Origin of the sequence: Enterobacter sp. AG326, assembly GCF_004362415.1 — a bacterium.
Taxonomy (GTDB): Bacteria; Pseudomonadota; Gammaproteobacteria; order Enterobacterales; family Enterobacteriaceae; genus Enterobacter; species Enterobacter asburiae.
The window spans coordinates 802556-825957 of the sequence record NZ_SNXG01000001.1; the positions used below are offsets into that span (position 1 = coordinate 802556).

Annotated in this window: 23 protein-coding genes; 10 read left to right on the plus strand and 13 right to left on the minus strand. The window is 56.7% G+C overall.

What is annotated here, in order from left to right; genetic code table 11:
• Positions 1-26 precede the first annotated feature (26 nt).
• Entirely contained in the window at positions 27-1205 is a 1179-nt protein-coding gene (gene purT / locus DFO52_RS03810) for a formate-dependent phosphoribosylglycinamide formyltransferase (protein ID WP_133549380.1), read from the plus strand.
• 43 nt (positions 1206-1248) lie between these two features.
• On the opposite strand, the gene kdgA is transcribed toward purT, so the two are convergent.
• The 3 genes from kdgA to zwf all read right to left on the minus strand — a co-directional run bounded on the left by kdgA (position 1249) and on the right by zwf (position 5449).
• Positions 1249-1890 carry a bifunctional 4-hydroxy-2-oxoglutarate aldolase/2-dehydro-3-deoxy-phosphogluconate aldolase gene (gene kdgA / locus DFO52_RS03815; protein WP_014884307.1) on the minus strand — a complete coding sequence of 214 codons (642 nt, stop codon included), beginning with the start codon at positions 1888-1890 and terminating at the stop codon, positions 1249-1251.
• 39 nt (positions 1891-1929) lie between these two features.
• A complete protein-coding gene (edd, locus tag DFO52_RS03820) occupies positions 1930-3741 on the minus strand; it encodes a phosphogluconate dehydratase (protein WP_133549382.1) in 1812 nt (603 codons plus the stop codon).
• Positions 3742-3973: 232 nt separating this feature from the next.
• Positions 3974-5449: a glucose-6-phosphate dehydrogenase gene (gene zwf / locus DFO52_RS03825; RefSeq protein ID WP_023312228.1), complete on the minus strand. Its 1476-nt coding sequence runs from the start codon at positions 5447-5449 to the stop codon at positions 3974-3976.
• Positions 5450-5805: 356 nt separating this feature from the next.
• Between zwf and DFO52_RS03830 the strand changes: the two genes are divergently transcribed.
• The gene (locus DFO52_RS03830; RefSeq protein ID WP_023312229.1) at positions 5806-6675 is read left to right on the plus strand and encodes a MurR/RpiR family transcriptional regulator; all 870 of its coding nucleotides are present in this window, start codon (positions 5806-5808) and stop codon (positions 6673-6675) included.
• A 140-nt stretch (positions 6676-6815) separates the two neighbouring features.
• Positions 6816-8258 (plus strand): pyruvate kinase, encoded by a 1443-nt coding sequence (pyk, locus tag DFO52_RS03835; protein WP_008500455.1) that lies wholly within the window; start codon positions 6816-6818, stop codon positions 8256-8258.
• A gap of 45 nt (positions 8259-8303) precedes the next feature.
• Here pyk and lpxM read toward each other — a convergent pair whose 3' ends face one another.
• The 3 genes from lpxM to znuA form a co-directional block, all read right to left on the minus strand.
• Positions 8304-9275, minus strand: coding sequence for a lauroyl-Kdo(2)-lipid IV(A) myristoyltransferase (lpxM, locus tag DFO52_RS03840; protein WP_029741765.1), 972 nt, complete (start codon positions 9273-9275; stop codon positions 8304-8306).
• A 121-nt stretch (positions 9276-9396) separates the two neighbouring features.
• Positions 9397-10716 carry a murein DD-endopeptidase MepM gene (mepM, locus tag DFO52_RS03845; protein WP_023312231.1) on the minus strand — a complete coding sequence of 440 codons (1320 nt, stop codon included), beginning with the start codon at positions 10714-10716 and terminating at the stop codon, positions 9397-9399.
• 15 nt (positions 10717-10731) lie between these two features.
• Positions 10732-11676, minus strand: a complete 945-nt coding sequence (gene znuA, locus DFO52_RS03850; protein WP_047648691.1) for a zinc ABC transporter substrate-binding protein ZnuA — start codon at positions 11674-11676, stop codon at positions 10732-10734.
• A gap of 77 nt (positions 11677-11753) precedes the next feature.
• Here znuA and znuC point away from each other — a divergent pair, with 77 nt between their 5' ends.
• Positions 11754-12509 (plus strand): zinc ABC transporter ATP-binding protein ZnuC, encoded by a 756-nt coding sequence (znuC, locus tag DFO52_RS03855; RefSeq protein ID WP_133549384.1) that lies wholly within the window; start codon positions 11754-11756, stop codon positions 12507-12509.
• Positions 12506-13291, plus strand: coding sequence for a zinc ABC transporter permease subunit ZnuB (gene znuB, locus DFO52_RS03860; RefSeq protein WP_133549386.1), 786 nt, complete (start codon positions 12506-12508; stop codon positions 13289-13291). Before znuC ends, znuB begins: the two co-directional genes overlap by 4 nt.
• A 59-nt stretch (positions 13292-13350) precedes the next feature.
• Here znuB and ruvB read toward each other — a convergent pair whose 3' ends face one another.
• The 6 genes from ruvB to aspS all read right to left on the minus strand — a co-directional run bounded on the left by ruvB (position 13351) and on the right by aspS (position 18606).
• The gene (gene ruvB / locus DFO52_RS03865; RefSeq protein WP_029741769.1) at positions 13351-14361 is read right to left on the minus strand and encodes a Holliday junction branch migration DNA helicase RuvB; all 1011 of its coding nucleotides are present in this window, start codon (positions 14359-14361) and stop codon (positions 13351-13353) included.
• A gap of 8 nt (positions 14362-14369) precedes the next feature.
• A complete protein-coding gene (ruvA, locus tag DFO52_RS03870; protein WP_023312236.1) occupies positions 14370-14984 on the minus strand; it encodes a Holliday junction branch migration protein RuvA in 615 nt (204 codons plus the stop codon).
• 80 nt (positions 14985-15064) lie between these two features.
• Entirely contained in the window at positions 15065-15586 is a 522-nt protein-coding gene (gene ruvC, locus DFO52_RS03875) for a crossover junction endodeoxyribonuclease RuvC (RefSeq protein WP_003859749.1), read from the minus strand.
• Positions 15587-15620: 34 nt separating this feature from the next.
• Positions 15621-16361 carry a YebC/PmpR family DNA-binding transcriptional regulator gene (locus DFO52_RS03880; protein ID WP_008500447.1) on the minus strand — a complete coding sequence of 247 codons (741 nt, stop codon included), beginning with the start codon at positions 16359-16361 and terminating at the stop codon, positions 15621-15623.
• Between the two features lie 27 nt (positions 16362-16388).
• Positions 16389-16832, minus strand: a complete 444-nt coding sequence (gene nudB / locus DFO52_RS03885) for a dihydroneopterin triphosphate diphosphatase (RefSeq protein WP_023312237.1) — start codon at positions 16830-16832, stop codon at positions 16389-16391.
• Between the two features lies 1 nt (position 16833).
• Positions 16834-18606: an aspartate--tRNA ligase gene (aspS, locus tag DFO52_RS03890; RefSeq protein ID WP_133549388.1), complete on the minus strand. Its 1773-nt coding sequence runs from the start codon at positions 18604-18606 to the stop codon at positions 16834-16836.
• A gap of 263 nt (positions 18607-18869) precedes the next feature.
• On the opposite strand from aspS, the gene DFO52_RS03895 reads away from it, so the two are divergent.
• The 5 genes from DFO52_RS03895 to cmoB are packed head-to-tail and all read left to right on the plus strand — an operon-like array spanning position 18870 to position 22450.
• Positions 18870-19436 (plus strand): hydrolase, encoded by a 567-nt coding sequence (locus DFO52_RS03895; protein WP_029741770.1) that lies wholly within the window; start codon positions 18870-18872, stop codon positions 19434-19436.
• Positions 19433-20251, plus strand: a complete 819-nt coding sequence (locus tag DFO52_RS03900) for a DUF72 domain-containing protein (protein WP_133549390.1) — start codon at positions 19433-19435, stop codon at positions 20249-20251. The genes DFO52_RS03895 and DFO52_RS03900 overlap by 4 nt, the downstream gene beginning before the upstream one ends.
• A gap of 51 nt (positions 20252-20302) precedes the next feature.
• Positions 20303-20698, plus strand: a complete 396-nt coding sequence (locus tag DFO52_RS03905) for an MAPEG family protein (protein WP_021240443.1) — start codon at positions 20303-20305, stop codon at positions 20696-20698.
• Positions 20699-20738: 40 nt separating this feature from the next.
• A complete protein-coding gene (gene cmoA / locus DFO52_RS03910) occupies positions 20739-21482 on the plus strand; it encodes a carboxy-S-adenosyl-L-methionine synthase CmoA (RefSeq protein ID WP_029741772.1) in 744 nt (247 codons plus the stop codon).
• On the plus strand, positions 21479-22450 hold the full coding sequence (cmoB, locus tag DFO52_RS03915; protein ID WP_133549392.1) for a tRNA 5-methoxyuridine(34)/uridine 5-oxyacetic acid(34) synthase CmoB: 972 nt from the start codon (positions 21479-21481) through the stop codon (positions 22448-22450). The genes cmoA and cmoB overlap by 4 nt, the downstream gene beginning before the upstream one ends.
• 144 nt (positions 22451-22594) lie before the next feature.
• On the opposite strand, the gene cutC is transcribed toward cmoB, so the two are convergent.
• A complete protein-coding gene (gene cutC / locus DFO52_RS03920; RefSeq protein ID WP_133549394.1) occupies positions 22595-23338 on the minus strand; it encodes a copper homeostasis protein CutC in 744 nt (247 codons plus the stop codon).
• Between the last annotated feature and the right edge of the window lie 64 nt (positions 23339-23402).

Below are 23402 nucleotides of genomic sequence, written 5' to 3' on the forward strand. Positions count from 1 at the left end.
CGCGCAACTTTTTCAGGGGGATTGTTATGATTCGTTTAGGAACTGCGCTGCGACCTGCGGCGACGCGAGTGATGCTGTTGGGATCGGGCGAGCTGGGAAAAGAGGTCGCCATTGAGTGCCAGCGTTTAGGTGTGGAAGTCATTGCCGTAGACCGTTACGCTGACGCACCCGCCATGCACGTCGCCCATCGTTCTTATGTGATTAACATGCTGGATGGCGATGCCCTTCGCGAACTGATTGCGCGCGAAAAACCCGATTTTGTCGTGCCGGAAATTGAGGCCATCGCCACCGATACGCTGATCGCCCTGGAGCAGGAAGGCCAGCGCGTGGTGCCCTGTGCGAAAGCCGCAAAGCTGACCATGAACCGCGAAGGCATTCGTCGCCTGGCGGCGGAAGAGCTGGGATTGCCCACCTCGAGCTACCGTTTTGCTGGCGATAAGGCCGCGTTCCTGCAGGCCGTCGAGGAGATTGGCTACCCGTGCATCGTTAAGCCGGTGATGAGCTCCTCCGGAAAAGGGCAGAGCTTTATTCGCGACAGCGGCACTCTGGATAACGCGTGGGATTATGCCCAGCAGGGCGGCCGTGCCGGAGCCGGTCGCGTAATCGTCGAAGGCGTCGTGAAGTTTGATTTCGAAATCACCCTGCTGACCGTCAGCGCCGTTGACGGCGTCCATTTCTGCGACCCGATTGGCCACCGTCAGGAGGATGGCGATTACCGCGAGTCCTGGCAGCCGCAGCAGATGAGCGCCCTGGCGCTGGAGCGTGCTCAGGATATCGCCCGTAAAACCGTCCTGGCGCTGGGTGGCTATGGCCTGTTCGGCGTGGAGCTGTTTGTGTGCGGTGATAAGGTGATTTTCAGCGAAGTCTCCCCTCGCCCGCATGACACCGGCATGGTCACGCTGATTTCGCAGGATCTCTCCGAGTTCGCCCTGCACGTACGCGCGTTCCTCGGCCTGCCCGTCGGCGGTGTTCGTCAGTATGGCCCGGCCGCCTCGGCGGTGATCCTGCCGCAGCTAACCAGCCAGAACGTCACGTTTGATAACGTCGACGGGGCGGTGGGTGCAGGATTGCAGGTACGTCTGTTCGGCAAGCCGGAGATCGACGGAACCCGCCGTCTTGGCGTGGCATTAGCCACCGGGGATAACGTTGACGACGCCGTGGCGAGAGCGAAAGCGGCCGCTGCGAGCGTCAAGGTAGAGGGATAAAAAAAAACGGGCCGTAAGGCCCGTTTTTCATGCGGCGAGTGGCTTACTGCTTCGCGCCTTCAACCGCTTCGCGAGCCAGTTTGGTGATGCGATCCCAGTCGCCCGCTTCCAGCGCATCCGCCGGAACCAGCCATGAACCACCGATGCACAGTACGCTTTTCAGCGCCAGGTAGTCACGGTAGTTGGCAGGAGAGATACCGCCCGTCGGGCAGAAGCGTACCTGAGAGAAGGGACCCGCAATCGCCTGCAGCGCTTTGGTGCCGCCGTTGGCTTCAGCCGGGAAGAATTTGAACTCTTTCAGACCGTAGTCCATGCCCAGCATCAGTTCAGAGACGGTGCTGATGCCAGGGATCAGCGGAATGGTACCTTCGGTGGCGGCTTTCAGCAGCGGCTCGGTCAGGCCAGGGCTGATGGCGAACTGCGCGCCCGCTTCGGTCACTTCTGCCAGCTGCTGCGCGTTGAGAACGGTACCCGCACCGATGATGGCGTCCGGTACTTCTTTGGCGATAGCGCGGATAGCATCCATCGCACAGGCGGTGCGCAGGGTCACTTCCAGAACGCGAACGCCGCCCGCAACCAGCGCTTTCGCCATCGGTACAGCGTGCTCCAGCTTGTTTACCACGATAACCGGCACGACAGGGCCAGTGGTCAGGATTGCTTCTGCACTTGTTTTCCAGTTTTTCATCAGAGTTTTCTCTCGCCAGATCGTTAAAATCAAGTCGTCTTAAAACGTAATACAGGTTGCGCCCTGCTCCGCACCGGAGAGTTTCTCACGCAGCGCGCTGAACATTTCACGTCCGGTACCCACGCGCGATGCGCTCAGGTCAGGAATATGGGGCTGACGTGCAGCCAGTTCGGCTTCATCCACCAGCAGGGTTAACTCGCCCGTCTGGCCGTTCACGCGGATCATGTCACCGTCGCGTACTTTCGCCAGCAGACCGCCGTCGTAGGCTTCCGGCGTCACGTGGATGGCTGAAGGCACTTTACCGGATGCCCCGGAGAGGCGTCCATCGGTGACTAACGCAATTTTGAAACGGCGGTCCAATAATACACCAAGTGGTGGCATAAGTTTATGTAATTCTGGCATCCCGTTAGCTTTAGGCCCCTGGTGACGCACCACCACCACGCAGTCTTTATCAAGCAGACCGGCGTCAAAGGCGGGTAATACGTCGTGCTGGCTTTCAAACACCACTGCCGGCGCTTCGATAACCTGGTTCTCTTCCGGTACGGCAGAGGTCTTCATTACCGCACGACCGAGGTTGCCGCTCAGCACTTTGGTGCCGCCATGAGGAGAGAACGGTTTGTCGATGGTGGCGATCACCTGCGCATCAAGAGACGCGCTCGCCCCTTCGCGCCAGTCCAGCTCGCCGTTGTTCAGCCACGGCTCCTGGGTGTAGCACTTAAGGCCAAAGCCCGCCACGGTATTCACGTCTTCATGTAGCAGTCCGCCTTTCAGCAGCTCGCGCATCAGCAGCGGTACGCCGCCTGCGGCCTGGAAGTGGTTAATATCCGCCGGACCGTTCGGGTACAGGCGCGCCATCAGCGGTACTACAGAAGAGATCTCGGAGAAGTCATCCCAGTTAATCAGAATGCCCGCCGCACGCGCCATGGCCACCAGATGCATGGTGTGGTTGGTTGACCCCCCGGTTGCCAGCAGCGCGACAATCCCGTTAACAATGACTTTTTCGTCTACCATTTTACCCATCGGCATCCATTCGTTGCCGTTGCCTGTCAGACGCGTGACCTGACGGGCCGCAGCCTCGGTCAGCGCCTTGCGCAGCGGCGCATCCGGCTGGATGAAGGACGAGCCCGGAAGCTGCATCCCCATAAATTCCACCACCATCTGGTTGGTGTTAGCCGTACCGTAGAACGTACAGGTCCCCGGCGCATGATAGGACGCGGCTTCCGCCTCCAGCAGCGCCTGACGGTCCGCTTTCCCTTCCGCGTACAGCTGGCGAATACGCACTTTTTCTTTGTTTGGCAGACCGCTCGCCATTGGGCCGGACGGGACGAAGATCGCAGGCAGATGCCCAAACGACAGCGCCGCCATCACCAGGCCCGGGACAATCTTGTCGCACACGCCGAGGTACAGCGCGCCATCAAACATGTTGTGTGACAGGCCCACCGCGGCGGACATCGCAATCACTTCGCGGCTCAGCAGGGACAGCTCCATACCGTCCTGCCCCTGCGTCACGCCGTCGCACATGGCAGGTACGCCGCCCGCCACCTGGCCCACCGCATTCACGCTGTGCAGCGCGTTACGGATGATAGTGGGATAAACCTCATACGGCTGGTGGGCGGAAAGCATATCGTTATAGGAGGTAATGATGGCGATATTGTTACGCAACATGCTTTTCAGCGACGCTTTATCATCAGGCTGGCAGGCGGCGAAGCCGTGCGCCAGGTTCCCGCAGGCCAGCTGAGATCGGTGGACGGTGCTGCTCTTTGCCTGTTCAATCCGGGCGAGGTAGGCCGAACGGGTCTCTTTCGAGCGCTCGATAATGCGCTGTGTTACGCGTAACAATGTCGGATTCATAAAAGCTCCTCTAAATTATCTGTCCGGCTCGGGAGTTTACAAAGTCGCTGGCAGTTGTTAACAACGCTGAAACGCTTGCTGTCCGGAGCTCAGGGGCAAAATCACTTCCGGCAGTGTAATAAAAAAAGCTCCGCGGGTGAATCCACGCGGAGCTTAAAAGTTGAAAATTGTGCCACTAGCTGTGTTAGATCATGTTACCGGTAAAATAACACTTTCGAGCTAGAGGATTATCTTACTCAAACTCGTTCCAGGAGCGGCCATCGCGGGTGATCATCGCCACCGACGCGACAGGTCCCCAGGTCCCCGCCTGATACGGTTTTGGCGCATCCTGATCGGCAGCCCAGGCTTCGGTGATGGAGTCGACCCATTTCCACGCCTCTTCCACTTCGTCGCGACGCACGAACAGCGCCTGGATACCGCGCATGGTTTCCAGCAGCAGACGCTCGTAAGCATCGGCCAGGTGCGTCTGGTTAAAGGTTTCGGAGTAACTCAGATCCAACTTGGTGGTCTGCAGGTTGTGTTTGTGATCCAGGCCCGGCACTTTGTTCAGGATCTGGATATCCACGCCCTCGTCCGGCTGCAGACGAATGGTCAGTTTGTTCTGCGGCAGCTCCTGCCAGGATTCTTTGAACAGGTTCAGTTCCGGGTTTTTGAAGTAAACCACCACTTCGGAACATTTGGCCGGCAGACGTTTACCGGTGCGCAGGTAGAACGGAACCCCCGCCCAGCGCCAGTCGTCGATATCCACGCGGATCGCCACGAACGTCTCGGTGTTGCTGGACTTGTTCGCGCCCTCTTCTTCCAGGTAGCCCGGCACTTTTTTGCCTTGCGCAAACCCGGCGGTGTACTGGCCGCGGACGGTCTTCTCACGCACGTTGGAGCGGTCAATGCGGCGCAGTGACTTCAGCACCTTCACTTTTGCGTCACGGATGCTGTCAGCCGTCAGGTCAGACGGTGGAGACATGGCAATCATGCACAGAATCTGCAGCAGGTGGTTCTGAATCATGTCGCGCATCTGACCGGCCTGGTCAAAGTAACCCCAGCGGCCTTCAATCCCCACCTCTTCCGCCACGGTGATTTCCACGTGGTCGATAGTGCGGTTGTCCCAGTTATTCACAAACAGGGAGTTAGCGAAACGCAGCGCCAGCAGGTTCAGTACCGTCTCTTTACCGAGGTAATGGTCAATACGGTAAACCTGGCACTCTTCAAAGAACTCGCCCACCTGGTCGTTGATTTCACGCGAGGTGGCCAGTGAGGTACCCAGCGGCTTTTCCATCACGACGCGAGCCGGTTTGGCGTTCAGTTTGGCTTCGCCCAGGCCTTTGCAGATGGCGCCGAAGGTGCTTGGCGGCATGGCGAAATAGTTAATGGTGACACGGTTTTTCTGATCCAGCATCGCGCCTAAGCGGGTAAACGCGCTGACGTCATTGACGTCCAGGTTGCAGAAATCGAGGCGTCCACTCAGGGTATCCCACAAACTTTCATCAATTTTTTCCTTCATGAAAGTTTCGAGCGCCTCGCGGACGACTTTGGTATAAGCGTCCTTGTCCCAGTCGGCGCGCCCAACACCCAGGATACGGGTATCCGGATGAATTTGGCCCGCTTTCTCCAGTTGATACAGGGAAGGCAGCAATTTTCGGCGTGCAAGGTCGCCTTTCGCGCCGAAAATGACCAGGTCACATGCCTGGGCTGTTTGCGTTACCGCCATGTCATTCTCCTCAGTTGGATCACCTGGTACTTCTGCCAGGTATCGTTGTAATTTTATTACAATGCACTGTACTGCTTTTACGTCATTCCCGAAACCATTAGCGCTTATCGTCGCGTGCGATAACGCGATTTTTCCCCCTTTGGAGGATTACGACGGCGCAATGACGCAACAACCGTCGTTTCTTTGCGCAACGGGGTCACAGTAAAACCCGACACCGATCAAGTAATGAAAAAAAACAACAACATTATCTTGTCGATTGTTACCCTTAATGGAAGCCACAAGGGTAATATCGGCTAAATCGAATCACGATTTCATCAATTTATGAAATCGTTTACACCCATGAGCGTCCTGTTAACATGAACATGCTGGAAAAAATCCAGTTTCAACTGGAACACCTTAGCAAATCCGAGCGAAAAGTGGCCGAGGTCATTCTCGCCTCCCCCGCTCAGGCGATTCATTCAAGCATCGCCGCTCTGGCACAGGAAGCGGGTGTTAGCGAACCGACGGTCAATCGCTTTTGCCGCAGCCTGGAAACGCGCGGCTTCCCTGATTTTAAACTGCATCTGGCACAAAGTCTGGCTAACGGCACCCCTTATGTTAATCGTAATGTGGATGAAGACGACAGCGTTGATGCCTATACCGCGAAAATTTTTGAATCGGCCATGGCTTCGCTCGACCACGTCCGTCAGTCTCTGGACATGAGTTCCGTGAATCGCGCGGTGGATTTACTCACCCAGGCCAAGCGGATTGCGTTCTTTGGTCTCGGGTCGTCGGCAGCCGTGGCACATGACGCGATGAACAAATTTTTCCGCTTTAACGTCCCGGTTATTTATTCCGATGACATTGTGCTGCAACGCATGAGCTGTATGAATTGCAGTGAAGATGACGTCGTGGTGCTGATTTCGCACACCGGCCGCACCAAGAGTCAGGTAGAGCTGGCTCAGCTGGCCCGTGAAAACGATGCCATGGTGATTGCCCTCACCACGGCAGGTACGCCGCTCGCCCGTGAAGCGACGCTGGCGATCACCCTCGACGTGCCGGAAGACACCGACATTTATATGCCGATGGTTTCCCGACTGGCGCAGCTCACCGTGATTGACGTGCTGGCAACCGGTTTTACCTTACGTCGGGGCGCAAAATTCCGGGATAACTTGAAGCGGGTCAAGGAAGCGCTGAAGGAATCGCGTTTTGATAAAGAATTGCTTATAAAGAGCGATGTTCCCTGATAGTTGATAACGAAGACGTAACCAATAATTACGATGTAACGATTTACGGCATTCGGTCCACTCTCCGCTGCCTTGCAGCAGATGAAGGCCGATTCAATGTTCACGCAACACCAAAGTTGTTTCAGTCAACGGAGTATTACATGTCCAGAAGGCTTCGCAGAACCAAGATCGTAACCACCTTAGGCCCGGCCACCGATCGCGATAATAATCTTGAGAAAATTATCGCCGCCGGCGCCAACGTGGTGCGTATGAACTTCTCTCACGGTACGCCAGAAGACCATAAGTTACGTGCCGATAAAGTGCGTGAAATCGCAGCCAAACTGGGCCGCCACGTAGCTATCCTCGGCGATTTGCAGGGTCCAAAAATCCGCGTATCGACCTTTAAAGAGGGTAAAGTTTTCCTCAATATCGGCGACAAATTCCTGCTTGATGCCAACCTGGGCAAAGGCGAAGGCGATAAAGAGAAAGTCGGTATCGACTATAAAGGCCTGCCGGCTGACGTGGTACCAGGCGATATCCTGCTGCTGGACGACGGTCGCGTACAGCTGAAGGTGCTGGAAGTTCAGGGCATGAAAGTGTTCACCGAAGTCACCGTCGGCGGCCCGCTCTCCAACAATAAAGGCATCAACAAACTGGGCGGCGGCCTCTCTGCAGAAGCGCTTACCGATAAAGACAAAGCGGACATCGTGACGGCTGCGCTGATCGGCGTTGACTACCTGGCGGTCTCCTTCCCGCGCTGCGGCGAAGATCTGAACTATGCGCGTCGTCTGGCACGTGATGCAGGCTGCGATGCTAAAATCGTCGCGAAAGTTGAACGCGCGGAAGCCGTTTGCGATCAGGATGCGATGGACGATGTGATCCTCGCGTCTGACGTGGTGATGGTTGCGCGTGGTGACCTGGGCGTGGAGATTGGCGACCCTGAGCTGGTAGGGATCCAGAAAGCGCTGATCCGTCGCGCACGTCAGCTGAACCGCGCGGTGATCACCGCCACTCAAATGATGGAATCGATGATCACCAACCCAATGCCAACCCGTGCAGAAGTCATGGACGTGGCTAACGCCGTGCTGGACGGTACCGATGCGGTGATGCTCTCTGCGGAAACCGCTGCAGGCCAGTATCCGGCAGAAACCGTGGCCGCCATGGCGCGCGTCTGCCTGGGCGCTGAAAAGATCCCAAGCATCAACGTCTCTAAACACCGTCTGGACGTGCAGTTCGACAACGTGGAAGAAGCGATTGCGATGTCTGCAATGTACGCGGCAAACCATCTGAAGGGCGTTACCGCGATCATCACCATGACCGAATCTGGCCGCACCGCGCTGATGACCTCTCGTATCAGCTCTGGTCTGCCGATCTTCGCCATGTCCCGTCACGAACGTACCCTGAACCTGACCGCGCTGTACCGTGGCGTGACGCCGGTTCACTTCGACAGCACCAATGACGGCGTAGCTGCGGCACACGATGCCGTAAACCTGCTGCGTGACAAAGGCTATCTGGTGTCCGGTGATATCGTCATTGTGACCCAGGGCGACGTGATGAGCACCATCGGCTCAACCAACACCACGCGCGTTATGACCGTCGAGTAATAACGTCTGTGTTAAAAAGCCCTCTCCATCTGGAGAGGGCTTTTTTTATTTCCTCGGATAAAGCTCTTTGCGTTTATAGGGCTCTGTTTCACCCGGCTTACGCGTTTTAAGCAGCTTCAGGATCCACGTGTACTGTTCGGCATGCGGCCCCACCAGTATCTCCACCTCTTCGTTCATTCGACGGGCGATGGTGTGGTCGTCCGCGGTGAGCAGATCGTCCATCGGCGGACGAACCTCAATGCTCAAACGATGCGTTTTGCCATCATAGACCGGGAATAGCGGGATCACGCGGGCACGACAGACTTTCATCAGGCGACCAATCGCGGGGAGCGTCGCTTTATAGGTCGCAAAGAAATCGACAAACTCGCTGTGCTCGGGGCCGTGGTCCTGATCCGGCAGATAGTAGCCCCAGTACCCCTGACGTACCGACTGAATGAAGGGCTTAATGCCGTCGTTACGCGCATGCAAACGTCCGCCAAAACGACGACGCACCGTGTTCCAGACAAAATCGTAGATTTTATTTCCCTGGTTATGGAACATCGCCGCCATTTTCTGCCCCTGAGAGGCCATGAGCATCGCCGGAATATCAACGCCCCAGCCGTGTGGGACGAGGAAAATGACTTTCTCGTCGTTGCGGCGCATCTCCTCGATGATGTCCAGCCCTTTCCAGTCAACGCGATCGACGATTTTATCCGGCCCTTTCAGCGCCAGTTCGGCCATCATCGCCATTGCCTGCGGCGCGGTGGTATACATCTCATCAATGATTGCCTCGCGCTCGGCGTCGCTTTTCTCAGGAAAACAGTAGTAAAGGTTGATCTGCGCGCGACGGCGGGCGCTCTTGCCTAAACGCCCGGCCAGACGGCCAATTTTCCCCAAAACAGGATCGCGGACGGAAGCCGGCAGCAACGCCATCCCCGCAAAGGCATAGACACCAAGCCAGGCGCCCCAGTTGCGCGGATGGCGGAAGGATTTTTCAAACTCAGGAATGTATTCAATATTGTTTTTTTTGGTTTCCATGCTGGATCCAGGGTCTGATGACGCAAAATTTTATTCAGATAGTGTAGCGAGGCAGTCGTCCACGCACAAAAGAAAAAGCCGGCGTCAGTGTGAGCCGGCTTTTTTAACAAAAACAGAGAGCTTAGTTTAGGCTCAGCTGCGGCATCACCTCTTTCACCTGCGCCAGATAATCAGTACGATCTTTACCTGTCAGGCCTTCGGTGCGCGGCAGTTTCGCCGTCAGCGGGTTCACGGCCTGTTGGTTGATCCACACTTCATAGTGCAGGTGCGGGCCGGTAGAGCGTCCGGTATTGCCGGAGATCGCGATACGGTCACCACGCTTCACCTTCTGGCCCGGTTTGACCAGCAGCTTACGCAGGTGCATATAGCGGGTCGTATAAGTACGACCATGACGTACCGCGACATAATATCCGGCGGCACCGCTACGCTTGGCCACCACCACTTCGCCATCTCCTACCGCCAGTACCGGTGTGCCCTGCGGCATGGCAAAGTCAACGCCACGGTGCGGTGCGACGCGACCGGTTACCGGGTTCAGACGACGCGGGTTAAAGTTAGAGGAGACGCGGAACTGTTTTGCCGTCGGGAAGCGCAGGAAGCCTTTCGCAAGGCCAGTACCGGTGCGGTCATAGAACTTACCGTCTTCGGCACGAATCGCGTAGTAATCTTTGCCCTCGGAGCGCAGACGTACGCCCAGCAGCTGGCTTTGCTCGCGCTTGCCGTCCAGCATTTCGCGGGACATCAGGACGGAGAACTCATCGCCCTTCTTCAGCTTGCGGAAATCCATCTGCCACTGCATGGCTTTGATCACCGAGCTAATTTCAGCGCTGGTCAGGCCTGCATCGCGCGCGCTGGAGACAAAGCTCGCGCCCACGGTGCCTTTCAGAACGCTGTTAACCCAGTCACCCTTCTGCATTTCGCTGGTCATCTTGAAACCGTTTGCAGTGCGATCGTAGGTGCGGGTTTCGCGGCGGGACATTTCCCAGGTCAGACGCTGGAGATCGCCATCAGCCGTTAATGTCCAGGAGAGCTGTTGTCCGATTTTCAGGTTACGAAGATCTTTATCCGCAGCCGCCAGCTGGCTGATATTACCCATGTCGATGCCGTACTGGTTCAGCACGCTGCTCAGCGTGTCTCCGGTAGACACAACATATTCGTGGATACCCGCTTCGTTCTCGGTTTTATCGTCCAGTTCATCCTGCGGGATGGCTTCATCTTCCTGAGCCGCCTGGTCGATAGGCTCACTGGCTTCAGGCAGCAAAGAACGGATTTCGCTCTTTTCAAGCTCAATGGTTTTGATGATAGGGGCAGAACTCGGGTGGTAAACATAGGGCCGCCAGACGGCGACCGCTAAGGTGAGTACTGTAAGCGACCCCAGCATAACGCGGTGGGGTCGAGGCAGATTGTTAAATGCCAGGGCGACAGAGCGGGCTATCTGTTGCACGTATTCACTTCCTCGTTATTCTCCTTTCAGGCAGCTCGCATACTGGTTCGCCAGTTGGCTGAGGAACTGCGAATAGCTCGCTTTGCTCAACTGGATATTCGTACCTAGCGGGTCAAGGGTCCCCATGCGCACGGATGTTCCCCTGGCCACGGCTTCTACGACCGCTGGCCTGAACTGTGGCTCAGCAAAAACGCATGTCGCTTTTTGCTCAACCAACTGTGTTCTGATTTCATGTAAACGCTGCGCACCGGGCTGAATTTCAGGGTTGACGGTGAAGTGACCCAGTGGGGTCAAACCGTAATGTTTTTCATAGTAGCCGTAGGCGTCATGAAAAACGAAATACCCTTTACCTTTCAACGGTGCGAGCTCATTACCAACCTGCTTATCGGTTGCGGCTAATTGTGCCTCAAAATCCTTCAGGTTGGCGTCTAGTTTGGCTCGACTTTGCGGCATAAGTTCCACTAATTTGTCATGGATTGCAACCGCTGAAAGCCGCGCTATCTCTGGGGATAACCAAAGATGCATGTTGTACTCGCCGTGATGGTGATCTCCATCACCTTTTTCCCCGTCTGCGGCATGATGGTCATGTTCGTCACCGTCGTCATCCGCCCCTTTCATGAGCAACGGTTTCACGCCGGAGAGTTCGGCAATCGCGACCTGTTTTTCGCCAGCAACCTGTTTTGCTGACTTCTGCATGAACGCTTCCATTTCCGGACCAATCCAGACAACTAAGTCCGCGTTTTGTAAGCGTTTTACATCTGACGGGCGCAGGGAATAGTCATGCTCGGATGCACCATCAGGGAGCAGAACCTGGGTTTCCGTTACCCCGTCTGCAATGGCGGACGCGATGAAACCGAGTGGTTTAAGCGAAGCGACAACCGCAGCGTTAACATCTTGTGCGGTTGTACCCCAAAGGGCAGCGGATAATGCTGCGAAAAGAAGCGTATTTTTATGTAACATAATGCGACTAATCATCGTAGTGAATGCGTGGAATGTGATATTATAACATTCGTTGACTTCTTCAAGCTTAAAATGACATGACGACATTGGTTTCTCTTGAAAATATTTCGGTCTCATTCGGGCAGCGCCGCGTCCTCTCTGACGTGTCGCTCGATCTGAAGTCCGGCAAAATTCTGACGCTGCTCGGCCCCAATGGCGCAGGCAAATCCACCCTGGTGCGCGTGGTGCTGGGTCTGGTCGCCCCCGATGAAGGCGTGATTAAGCGCGAGGAAAAATTGCGTATTGGCTATGTGCCGCAAAAACTTCACCTCGACGCCACGCTGCCGCTGACGGTCAGCCGTTTCCTGCGTCTGCGCCCCGGCACCCGTAAAGCCGATATTCTTCCGGCACTGAAACGCGTGCAGGCGGGCCATCTTGTCGATGCGCCGCTGCAAAAACTGTCCGGCGGTGAAACTCAGCGAGTGTTACTTGCCCGCGCGCTGCTGAGCAGCCCGCAGCTGCTGGTACTGGATGAGCCAACTCAGGGTGTGGATGTGAATGGTCAGGTTGCGCTTTATGATTTGATCGACCAGCTACGTCGGGAGCTTGATTGCGCCGTGCTGATGGTGTCTCACGACCTGCATCTGGTAATGGCAAAAACCGACGAAGTGCTGTGTCTCAACCACCATATCTGCTGTTCCGGTACGCCTGAAGTGGTGTCAATGCACCCGGAATTTATCTCCATGTTCGGCCCCCGCGGCGCTGAACAGCTGGGTATTTACCGTCATCATCATAATCATCGCCATGATTTACAGGGACGAATCGTACTGCGTCGGGGAAATGGACACTCATGATTGAACTGTTACTGCCCGGCTGGCTGGCCGGGATTATGCTTGCCTGCGCCGCGGGCCCACTCGGCTCATTTGTTGTCTGGCGCAGAATGTCCTATTTTGGCGATACCCTGGCGCACGCGTCTCTGCTGGGCGTTGCCTTTGGTCTGCTGCTGGATGTAAACCCCTTCTACGCGGTGATTGTGGTCACGCTGCTGCTGGCCGCCGGTCTGGTCTGGCTGGAAAAGCGCCCTCACCTCGCCATTGATACGCTGCTTGGCATTATGGCGCACAGCGCCCTGTCTCTGGGCCTGGTGGTGGTCAGCCTGATGTCGAACATCCGCGTGGATCTGATGGCCTACCTCTTCGGCGACCTTCTGGCCGTAACGCCGGAAGATCTCATCGCTATCGCCGTTGGCGTGGTGGTGGTGCTCGCTATTCTGCTCTGGCAGTGGCGGAATTTACTGGCCATGACCGTCAGTCCGGATCTGGCATTTGTCGACGGCGTGAAGCTGCAGCGCGTAAAACTGCTGCTGATGCTGGTGACGGCGTTAACGATTGGCGTCGCAATGAAGTTTGTCGGCGCGCTGATTATTACGTCGCTGCTGATCATCCCTGCCGCCACGGCGCGTCGTTTTGCCCGTACGCCGGAGCAGATGGCCGGCGTAGCCGTGATTATCGGAATGATTGCGGTAACGGGGGGATTAACATTCTCGGCGTTCTATGACACGCCAGCGGGGCCGTCAGTGGTGCTCAGTGCGGCGATGCTGTTTATCTTCAGTATGATGAAAAAGACCGCGAATTAACATGGAGGGCGCTGATGCCCTCACCCTGTCCCTCTCCCTCAGGGAGAGGGAACACAACATTACGGCATTGCCGGTGGCGTAATGCCGAAATGATTCCACGCCCGCACCGTTGCCATACGTCCACGCGGGGTACGCTGCAGGAAGCCCTGCTGGATCAGATACGGCTCCAGCACATCTTCAATCGTCTCACGCTCTTCCCCAATAGCCGCCGCCAGGTTATCCAGCCCGACCGGGCCGCCAAAGAACTTATCCAGCACCGCCAGCAGCAGTTTACGGTCCATATAGTCAAAGCCTTCGGCATCGACGTTCAGCATATCCAGCGCCTGAGCGGCGATCTCAACGGAAATCGTGCCATCGTGCTTCACTTCGGCGAAGTCACGCACGCGGCGCAGCAGGCGGTTGGCGATACGCGGCGTACCGCGGGAACGCTTCGCCACTTCAAACGCGCCCTCTTCGCTCATCTCCAGCCCCATATAGCGGGCGCTACGGCCAACGATGTGCTGGAGGTCCGCCACCTGGTAAAACTCAAGACGCTGCACGATGCCGAAACGGTCGCGCAGCGGAGAGGTCAACGACCCGGCGCGGGTGGTGGCGCCAATCAGGGTAAACGGCGGCAGATCGATTTTTATAGAGCGCGCGGCCGGGCCTTCACCGATCATGATATCCAGCTGGTAATCTTCCATCGCCGGATAGAGCACTTCCTCCACCACCGGGGACAGGCGGTGGATCTCATCGATAAACAGCACGTCATGCGGTTCGAGGTTAGTCAGCATCGCCGCGAGATCGCCCGCCTTCTCCAGCACCGGGCCGGAGGTGGTGCGCAGATTGACGCCCATCTCATTGGCAACGATATTCGCCAGCGTGGTTTTGCCTAAACCGGGAGGGCCAAAAATCAGCAGGTGATCGAGCGCATCGCCGCGCAGCTTTGCCGCCTGGATGAAAATCTCCATCTGGGAACGAACCTGCGGCTGGCCGATATACTCATCAAGCAGTTTTGGGCGGATCGCGCGATCCACCACGTCATCTGCCTGAATTGTGCCTGCCGATACCAGGCGGTCTGCTTCAATCATCCTTTACCTCACAATGCAGCGCGCAGCGCTTCGCGAATCAGGGTTTCACTGCTGGCGTCCGGTTTGGCAATTTTGCTCACCATACGGCTGGCCTCCTGAGGTTTATAGCCCAGCGCCACCAGCGCGGCAACCGCTTCCTGCTCGGCGTCATCATCCGTCGCAGGGCCGCCAGGAGAGGTCAGTACCAAATCGGCAGCCGGAGTGAACAGATCGCCATGCAGACCTTTAAAGCGGTCTTTCATTTCGACAATCAGGCGCTCGGCGGTTTTCTTACCAATGCCCGGAAGCTTAATCAGCGCCGCAGGATCTTCGCGCTCAACGGCATTCACAAACTGTGGTGCCGACATGCCGGACAAAATCGCCAGCGCCAGCTTCGGCCCAACGCCGTTGGTTTTAATCAGCTCGCGGAACAGGGTCCGTTCCTGCTTGTTATTGAAGCCGTAGAGCAGCTGGGCATCTTCACGCACCACAAACTGGGTAAAGACAATCGCCTCTTTGCCCGCGTCCGGCAGCTCGTAGAAGCAGGTCATCGGCATATGGACTTCATAGCCCACGCCACCCACTTCCAGCAGCACTAACGGGGGTTGTTTTTCAATGATGATGCCTCTGAGTCTGCCTATCACGTGACGCTCCTGCGTTCTGGGAGAAATTAACTGCCGACATAATAAAAAAAGGCTGGATATTTATCCAGCCTGATTTCTGATTATCGTAACCTGCCTCGCGCCAGATTGAGCCGCGACTCGCTCATTTGCATCGCATTCTGGCTGACGTGACAGTGGGTAATCGCAATCGCCAGCGCATCCGCGGCGTCGGCCTGCGGGTTCGCGGGAAGCTTCAGCAAGGTACGCACCATATGCTGCACCTGGCTTTTCTCCGCGCTCCCAATGCCCACCACCGTCTGCTTGACCTGACGTGCAGCGTATTCGAATACCGGCAAATCCTGGTTCACGGCAGCGACGATGGCGACACCGCGCGCCTGACCGAGCTTTAGCGCTGAATCGGCGTTTTTCGCCATAAAGACCTGCTCGATGGCGAAATAGTCCGGCTGAAACTGGGTGATGATCTCCGACACGCCCGCATAAATGAGCTTCAGGCGTGAAGGAAGATCGTCCACTTTGGTGCGAATACAGCCGCTGCCCAGGTAGGTTAACTGGCGTCCCACCTGACGGATAACGCCATAACCGGTGACGCGTGAGCCTGGGTCAATCCCGAGAATAATCGACATCACGCGTCTCCCGTAAACGGTTTACAGGCTCTCATCAGAGAGTCGCTGCAACCTCATCAGAGATTTCACCGTTGTGGTACACTTCCTGCACGTCGTCGCAGTCTTCGAGCATGTCGATCAGACGCAGCAGTTTCGGTGCCGTTTCAGCATCCATGTCCGCTTTGGTGGACGGGATCATGGACACTTCAGCGTTGTCCGCTTTCAGGCCAGCCGCTTCCAGCGCATCGCGCACGGCACCCATCTCTTCCCACGCGGTGTAAACGTCGATAGCGCCGTCATCGAAGGTCACTACGTCTTCCGCACCGGCTTCCAGCGCCGCTTCCATGATCGCATCTTCGTCGCCTTTCTCGAAGGAGATGACGCCTTTTTTGCTGAACAGGTAAGCAACGGAACCGTCAGTGCCCAGGTTGCCGCCGGTTTTGGTGAACGCGTGGCGCACTTCCGCAACGGTACGGTTACGGTTGTCGGACAGACACTCAACCATCACCGCAGTACCGCCAGGGCCGTAACCTTCATAAATGATGGTTTCCATGTTCGCGTCTTCATCACCGCCCACGCCACGTGCGATAGCACGGTTCAGGGTGTCACGCGTCATGTTGTTAGACAGCGCTTTATCTACCGCCGCGCGCAGACGCGGGTTAGAAGCCGGGTCGCCGCCGCCCAGACGCGCTGCTGTCACCAGCTCGCGAATGATTTTGGTAAAGATCTTACCGCGCTTGGCATCCTGTGCCGCTTTGCGGTGTTTGGTGTTGGCCCACTTACTATGACCTGCCATAAAAAGTTCTCCAAAAATCGCGCCTTCTCAGGCTGCGTTAATTACAAATTCTTCAATCGCCTGCCGGTTGCTCCACGACTTGGTGAGTGCGGCGGCATCCGCCGCACTCACCCAGCGGTAGGTCAGGTGTTCGGTAAACACGATCTCCCGTTCATGGGGAAGCGCGAGACAGAACCACGACTCCGTATTGCGCTCGGTACCCGGCGCGTAGCGATGACGTAAATGGCTAAAAATTTCAAACTCCACCGTGCGCTGGCAGTCCTTCAGGGTCAGTTGCTCGCGGGCAACGTCAATGGTGACCTCTTCCTTTACTTCGCGCGCGGCGGCCTGCAACGCGGTTTCCCCCTCTTCCAGACTGCCGGTTACCGACTGCCAGAAATCAGGGTCATCGCGCCGCTGCAACATCAGCACCCGCTTCGTGTCTTCTGCATAAATGACCACCAGGACCGAAACGGGAAGCTTATATGCCATATCAGTTTTTCTCTTCCTTCTTCACCACTTCAATGCCCAGCTCGGCCAGAGAAGCCGGGTTGGCAAAGCTTGGCGCTTCGGTCATCAGACACGCTGCGGCAGTGGTTTTCGGGAAGGCAATAACATCACGAATGTTATCGGTGCCGGTCAGCAGCATGGTCAGACGGTCAAGACCGAAGGCCAGGCCCGCGTGCGGCGGCGTACCGTATTTCAGAGCGTCCAGCAGGAAGCCAAACTTCTCGCGCTGCTCCTGCTCGTTGATGCCCAGGATGCCGAACACGGTCTGCTGCATTTCGCCGCTGTGAATACGCACGGAACCACCGCCCACTTCGTAGCCGTTGATAACCATGTCATAAGCGTTCGCGACCGCGTCTTCCGGTGCCGCTTTCAGCTCTGCCGCCGTCATGTCTTTTGGCGAGGTGAACGGGTGGTGCATTGCGGTCAGGCCGCCTTCACCGTCGTCTTCAAACATTGGGAAGTCGATAACCCACAGCGGCGCCCATTTGTTTTCGTCGGTCAGGCTCAGGTCTTTGCCGAGCTTCAGACGCAGCGCGCCCATCGCATCAGCCACGACTTTCTTGTTGTCTGCGCCGAAGAAGATCATGTCGCCGTCCTGCGCGCCGATGCGCTCAAGGATCGCTTCCACGATGTCCGCGTTCAGGAATTTCGCTACCGGGCTGGTGATGCCTTCCAGACCTTTCGCGCGCTCGGTCACTTTAATATAGGCCAGACCTTTCGCGCCGTAGATCTTGATGAAGTTACCGTAGTCGTCGATCTGCTTGCGGCTCAGGGCAGCACCACCCGGTACACGCAGGGCGGCCACGCGGCCTTTAGGATCGTTAGCTGGGCCAGCGAAGACGGCAAACTCAACGCCTTTCACCAGGTCTGCTACGTCCACCAGCTCCATCGGGTTACGCAGGTCTGGTTTGTCAGAGCCGTAACGACGCTCGGCCTCAGCGAAGGTCATGATAGGGAAATCGCCCAGTTCAACGCCTTTCACGTCGTTCCACAGGCTACGCACCAGAGCTTCCATCACTTCACGCACCTGCTCGGCAGTCATGAAGGAGGTTTCCACGTCGATCTGGGTAAATTCAGGCTGGCGATCAGCGCGCAGGTCTTCGTCGCGGAAGCATTTAACGATCTGATAGTAGCGATCGAAGCCGGACATCATCAGCAGCTGTTTGAACAGCTGTGGAGACTGCGGCAGCGCGTAGAATTTGCCTTTATGAACGCGGGATGGGACCAGGTAATCGCGAGCGCCTTCCGGCGTGGCTTTGGTCAGCATCGGGGTTTCGATGTCGAGGAAACCGTGGTCATCCATAAAGCGACGCACCAGGCTGGTGATTTTCGCACGGGTTTTCAGGCGCTGAGCCATTTCCGGACGACGCAGATCCAGGTAGCGGTATTTCAGACGCGCTTCTTCAGTGTTGACGTGGTTGGAGTCCAGCGGCAGCGCTTCTGCACGGTTGATTATCACCAGATCGGACGCCAGCACTTCGATGGCACCCGTCGCCATGTCGGAGTTGACGTTTTTCTCGTCACGCGCGCGCACGGTGCCGGTAACCTGAATGCAGAACTCATTACGCAGCTCAGAGGCCAGCTTCAACGCATCTGCGCGATCCGGATCGAAGAACACCTGAACGATACCTTCGCGGTCGCGCATATCGATGAAGATAAGGCTACCAAGATCACGACGACGATTGACCCAACCACACAGGGTTACCTGCTGTCCGACGTGGGACTGACGCAGCTGCCCGCAATATTCTGTACGCATGAGATATCCCTTAATTAGCCGCAGGCTAAATGTCGCCTGGTATGCAGGCTACTATGTCGCAGCTTTCTGTATGTCACAACTGGATGAAAAAAGGCGGCTATTATACTGGAAATTCCGCCGGACGATAAGAGCGAACCACGGCCAGGCGGTCGTTTGCTGCACTCTTATTGCGCATTCTCACAAAAATTAACAAAATTATCCGACCAATAACAGGCCATGACGTCGTATGGTGTCTGGAAGTGATTCATTTAACGGGAGTAACGATGTTAACACTTGATGCCAGTAAAACCGCACTTGTTGTGATTGATTTACAGGAAGGTATTCTGCCCTTCGCCGGTGGCCCACATACTGCGGATGATGTGGTCAGCCGCGCTGCTCGCCTGGCGGAAACATGTCGTGCCAGCGGTGCGCCTGTTGTCATGGTGCGCGTCGGCTGGTCCGCGGATTACGCCGAAGCGTTAAAACAGCCCGTTGATGCCCAGGTTCCTGCACGCGCCCTGCCGGAAAACTGGTGGACGTACCCGGCCTCACTTGGCAAACGCGACAGCGATATTGAAGTGACCAAACGCCAGTGGGGCGCATTTTACGGTACCGATCTCGAGCTGCAGCTCCGCCGTCGCGGCATCGACACCATCATCCTGTGCGGCATTTCCACCAACATCGGCGTGGAGTCTACCGCCCGCAACGCGTGGGAGCTGGGCTTTAATCTGGTGATCGCCGAAGATGCCTGCAGCGCGGCCTCCGCGGAACAGCACCAGGGCAGCATGACCCATATCTTCCCGCGCATCGGCCGCGTGCGCAGCACGGATGAGATTGTCAGCGCGCTATGATGTACGTGGGCCTGCCCCAGTGGTCGCACCCGAAATGGGTGCGCCTCGGCATCACCAGCCTTGAGGAATATGCCCGGCACTTCAACTGTGTTGAGGGTAACACCACCCTGTATGCGCTCCCCAAAGCCGAGATTGTTACGCGCTGGCGGGAACAAACGACCGACGACTTCCGCTTCTGCTTTAAGTTTCCAGCCACCGTTTCCCACCAGGCCGCGCTGCGCAACTGCGGGGATTTGACCGAAGAGTTTTTTACGCGCATGTCGCCACTGGCGAACCGCATCGGTCAGTACTGGATCCAGCTGCCCGCCACGTTTGGCCCGCGCGATTTACCTGCGCTCTGGCAGTTCCTGGATGCCCTGCCCCGTGAATTCACCTACGGCGTTGAAGTCAGGCACCCTGAATTTTTTGCAAAGGGCGAAGCAGAAAAAGCGCTCAATCGCGGCCTGCTTGAGCGTTCCGTTAACCGGGTGATCCTCGATAGCCGGCCGGTGCACAGCGCGGTCCCCCATAGCGAAGCCATCGTTGAAGCTCAGCGTAAAAAACCGAAAGTGCCGGTCCACGCCATCGTGACCGCGCAGAACCCAATGGTCAGGTATATCGGCAGCGATAACATGCAGCAAAATCAGGCGATGTTCGCCGTCTGGCTGCAAACGTTAGCGAAGTGGGAACATACCACCACGCCGTATCTCTTTTTGCACACGCCGGATATCGCCCAGGCCCCCGAACTGGTCGATGCTCTGTGGCAGGCCTTGCAGGCTGCGGTGCCGTCCGTGGGCAGCGCCCCTTCCATCCCACAACAATCTTCTCTTTTCTGATATCACCCCCTATCATAGTGAAGTGCCATCTGCCAAAAACAGGGAGTTTGTATGGTCAGCGCGCTGTATGCGGTGTTAGGTGCATTACTGCTGATTAAGTTTTCATTTGATGTTGTGCGCCTCAGAACGCTGTACCGCGTCTCTTACGGTGACGGCGGATTTTCCGAGCTACAAAGCGCTATCCGCATTCATGGCAACGCGGTCGAATACATTCCCGCAGCCTTAATCCTGCTGCTTTTTATGGAGATGAATGGCGCAGAAACCTGGATGGTGCACATCTGTGGCCTGCTTCTTATTGCTGGCCGCCTGATGCACTATTACGGTTTTCACCACCGCTTAATCCGCTGGCGTCGTTCCGGCATGAGTGCGACCTGGTGTTCGCTTTTGCTGATGGTGCTGGCTAACCTGTGGTATATGCCGTGGGAGTTGGTTTTCTCCCTCCATTAGCGCACAATACGCCACTTTATTTTTCCCGGATTTTTACGTTATGTCAGATCGCGACACGCTTTTTTCCGCGCCTATCGCCAGCCTGGGCGACTGGACCTTCGATGAACGGGTAGCCGAAGTCTTCCCGGATATGATCCAGCGCTCTGTTCCCGGTTATTCCAATATTATCTCTATGATCGGCATGCTGGCTGAGCGCTTCGTTCAACCCGGCACGCAGGTCTATGACCTGGGCTGCTCGCTCGGCGCGGCAACGCTGTCGGTTCGTCGTAACGTTCACCACGAAGGCTGCCGAATCATTGCCGTCGATAACTCCCCGGCGATGGTTGAGCGCTGCCGTCGCCACATTGACGCGTATAAAGCTCCTGTTCCGGTCGACGTGGTGGAAGGCGATATCCGCGAGATTGAGATCAATAACGCGTCGATGGTGGTGCTGAATTTCACCCTGCAGTTCCTGGTCCCTGAAGACCGCCAGCTGCTGCTGGACAAAATTTACCAGGGGCTGAATCCCGGCGGCGCGCTGGTGCTCTCGGAGAAATTCAGCTTCGAAGATGCCGAGGTTGGCGAGCTTCTGTTCAACATGCACCACGATTTCAAACGGGCGAACGGCTACAGCGAGCTGGAGATCAGCCAGAAGCGCAGCATGCTCGAAAACGTGATGCTGACGGATTCCGTAGAAACCCACAAAGCGCGTCTGAGCAAAGCCGGGTTTGAGCACAGCGAACTGTGGTTCCAGTGCTTTAACTTTGGCTCTCTGGTGGCGCTGAAAGCGGGAGAGTCCGCATGATCGAATTCAGTAACTTCTATCAGCTGATTGCCAAAAACCAGCTCTCCCACTGGCTGGAAACCTTGCCCGCGCAGATTGCCGCCTGGCAGCGCGATCAGCAGCACGGCCTGTTAAAGCAGTGGTCAAACGCGGTGGAGTTCCTGCCCGAACTGACCCCGCATCGTCTGGATCTTCTCCACAGCGTAACCGCCGAGAGCGAAGAGCCGCTTCCGGCCGGGCAGATCAACCGCATCGAAACGCTGATGCGTAACCTGATGCCGTGGCGCAAAGGGCCGTTTTCACTTTACGGCGTGAACATCAATACCGAATGGCGCTCGGACTGGAAATGGGATCGCGTACTGCCTCACCTTTCCGACCTGACCGGACGTACTATTCTGGACGTGGGCTGCGGCAGCGGTTACCACATGTGGCGCATGATTGGTGCGGGCGCGCATCTGGCGGTCGGTATTGACCCGATGCAGCTGTTCCTGTGCCAGTTTGAAGCGGTGCGCAAGCTGCTGGGTAACGACCAGCGCGCGCACCTGCTGCCGCTGGGCATTGAACAACTCCCTGCCCTGAAAGCCTTTGATACCGTCTTCTCCATGGGCGTGCTGTACCACCGTCGTTCCCCGCTTGAACACCTGTGGCAACTGAAGGATCAGCTGGTCAGCGGCGGCGAGCTGGTGCTGGAAACGCTGGTGATTGAAGGCGATGAACATGCCGTTCTGGTCCCGGGCGATCGCTACGCGCAGATGCGCAACGTTTACTTCATCCCTTCCGCGCTGGCGCTGAAGAACTGGCTGGAGAAGTGCGGGTTTGTGGATGTGCGGATTGCCGACGTCAGCGTGACCTCGCTCGAGGAACAGCGCCGCACCGACTGGATGATCACCGAATCGCTGGAGCAATTCCTCGACCCGGCCAACCACAGCAAAACCATCGAAGGCTATCCGGCTCCGATGCGTGCGGTGTTGATTGCGACCAAGCCGTAGTTTTCCCCTCACCCCGGCCCTCTCCCCATAGGGGCGAGGGTTAGGGTAAGGGGATAAAAAAAGGCCCCTGTTGAAATTGCAGGGGCCTGGTACAAGCAAGCATCATATTGGGCGACATGATGCGCGGTAAAAATCGGTACGTTGCTACACGTGATGGCGCTCAATCAGCGACTTCATTTCCGCAACCGACTCTCCCTCTACGCCATAGCGTGAATACTCATCCGCTTCAGCATCCGTCGACATTGACAATCCTGTATTGCGATAACGCATGGGCGAAGGTATCCATTTACCCGCGGAGCTGTGCAGCTCTTCTACCCCGGCGTTTAAAAACCGTTCCAGATTGCTGGCGCGGACTCCCGCACCCGCCATTATTATTGGAACACCAGAATGTGCTTTTAGTTCCGTAATTAATTGCAGTCCTTTTTCAGCTGACGCCTGCTGACCCGATGTCAGAACGCGCGCCACGCCAAGTTCTCCAAGCGTTTCAAAGGCCTGAAGCGGATCTTTACACATATCAAATGCGCGATGAAAAGTGACGGCCAGCCCCTGCGCGGCGCTCATAATCTGACGCATGCGCGGTAGATCGATATTGCCGTCTTCATCCAGCAGGCCGGTCACCAGCCCTGAAAACCCCAGGTCCCGAACGAGCGCGATATCATCAAGCATGGCACTGAACTCGCCCGCCGTGTAACAAAAATCACCGCCGCGCGGACGAATAATCGGGTGAACGGGAATGGTGACGGCCTGACGGGCAGACTTCAACACGCCGTAGGACGGCGTCAGCCCGCCCTCTTTGGGTGCCGCACACAGTTCAATACGGTCAGCCCCGTGCTTTTGCGCGGTCACGGCACACTCCACGCTGTAACAACAAATCTCCAGCAGCGCCATTTAATCCTCCTGAAATTCCACTAAACGAAACATCTTCACACGCCGTCCGTTTTCAGTCCCGGCG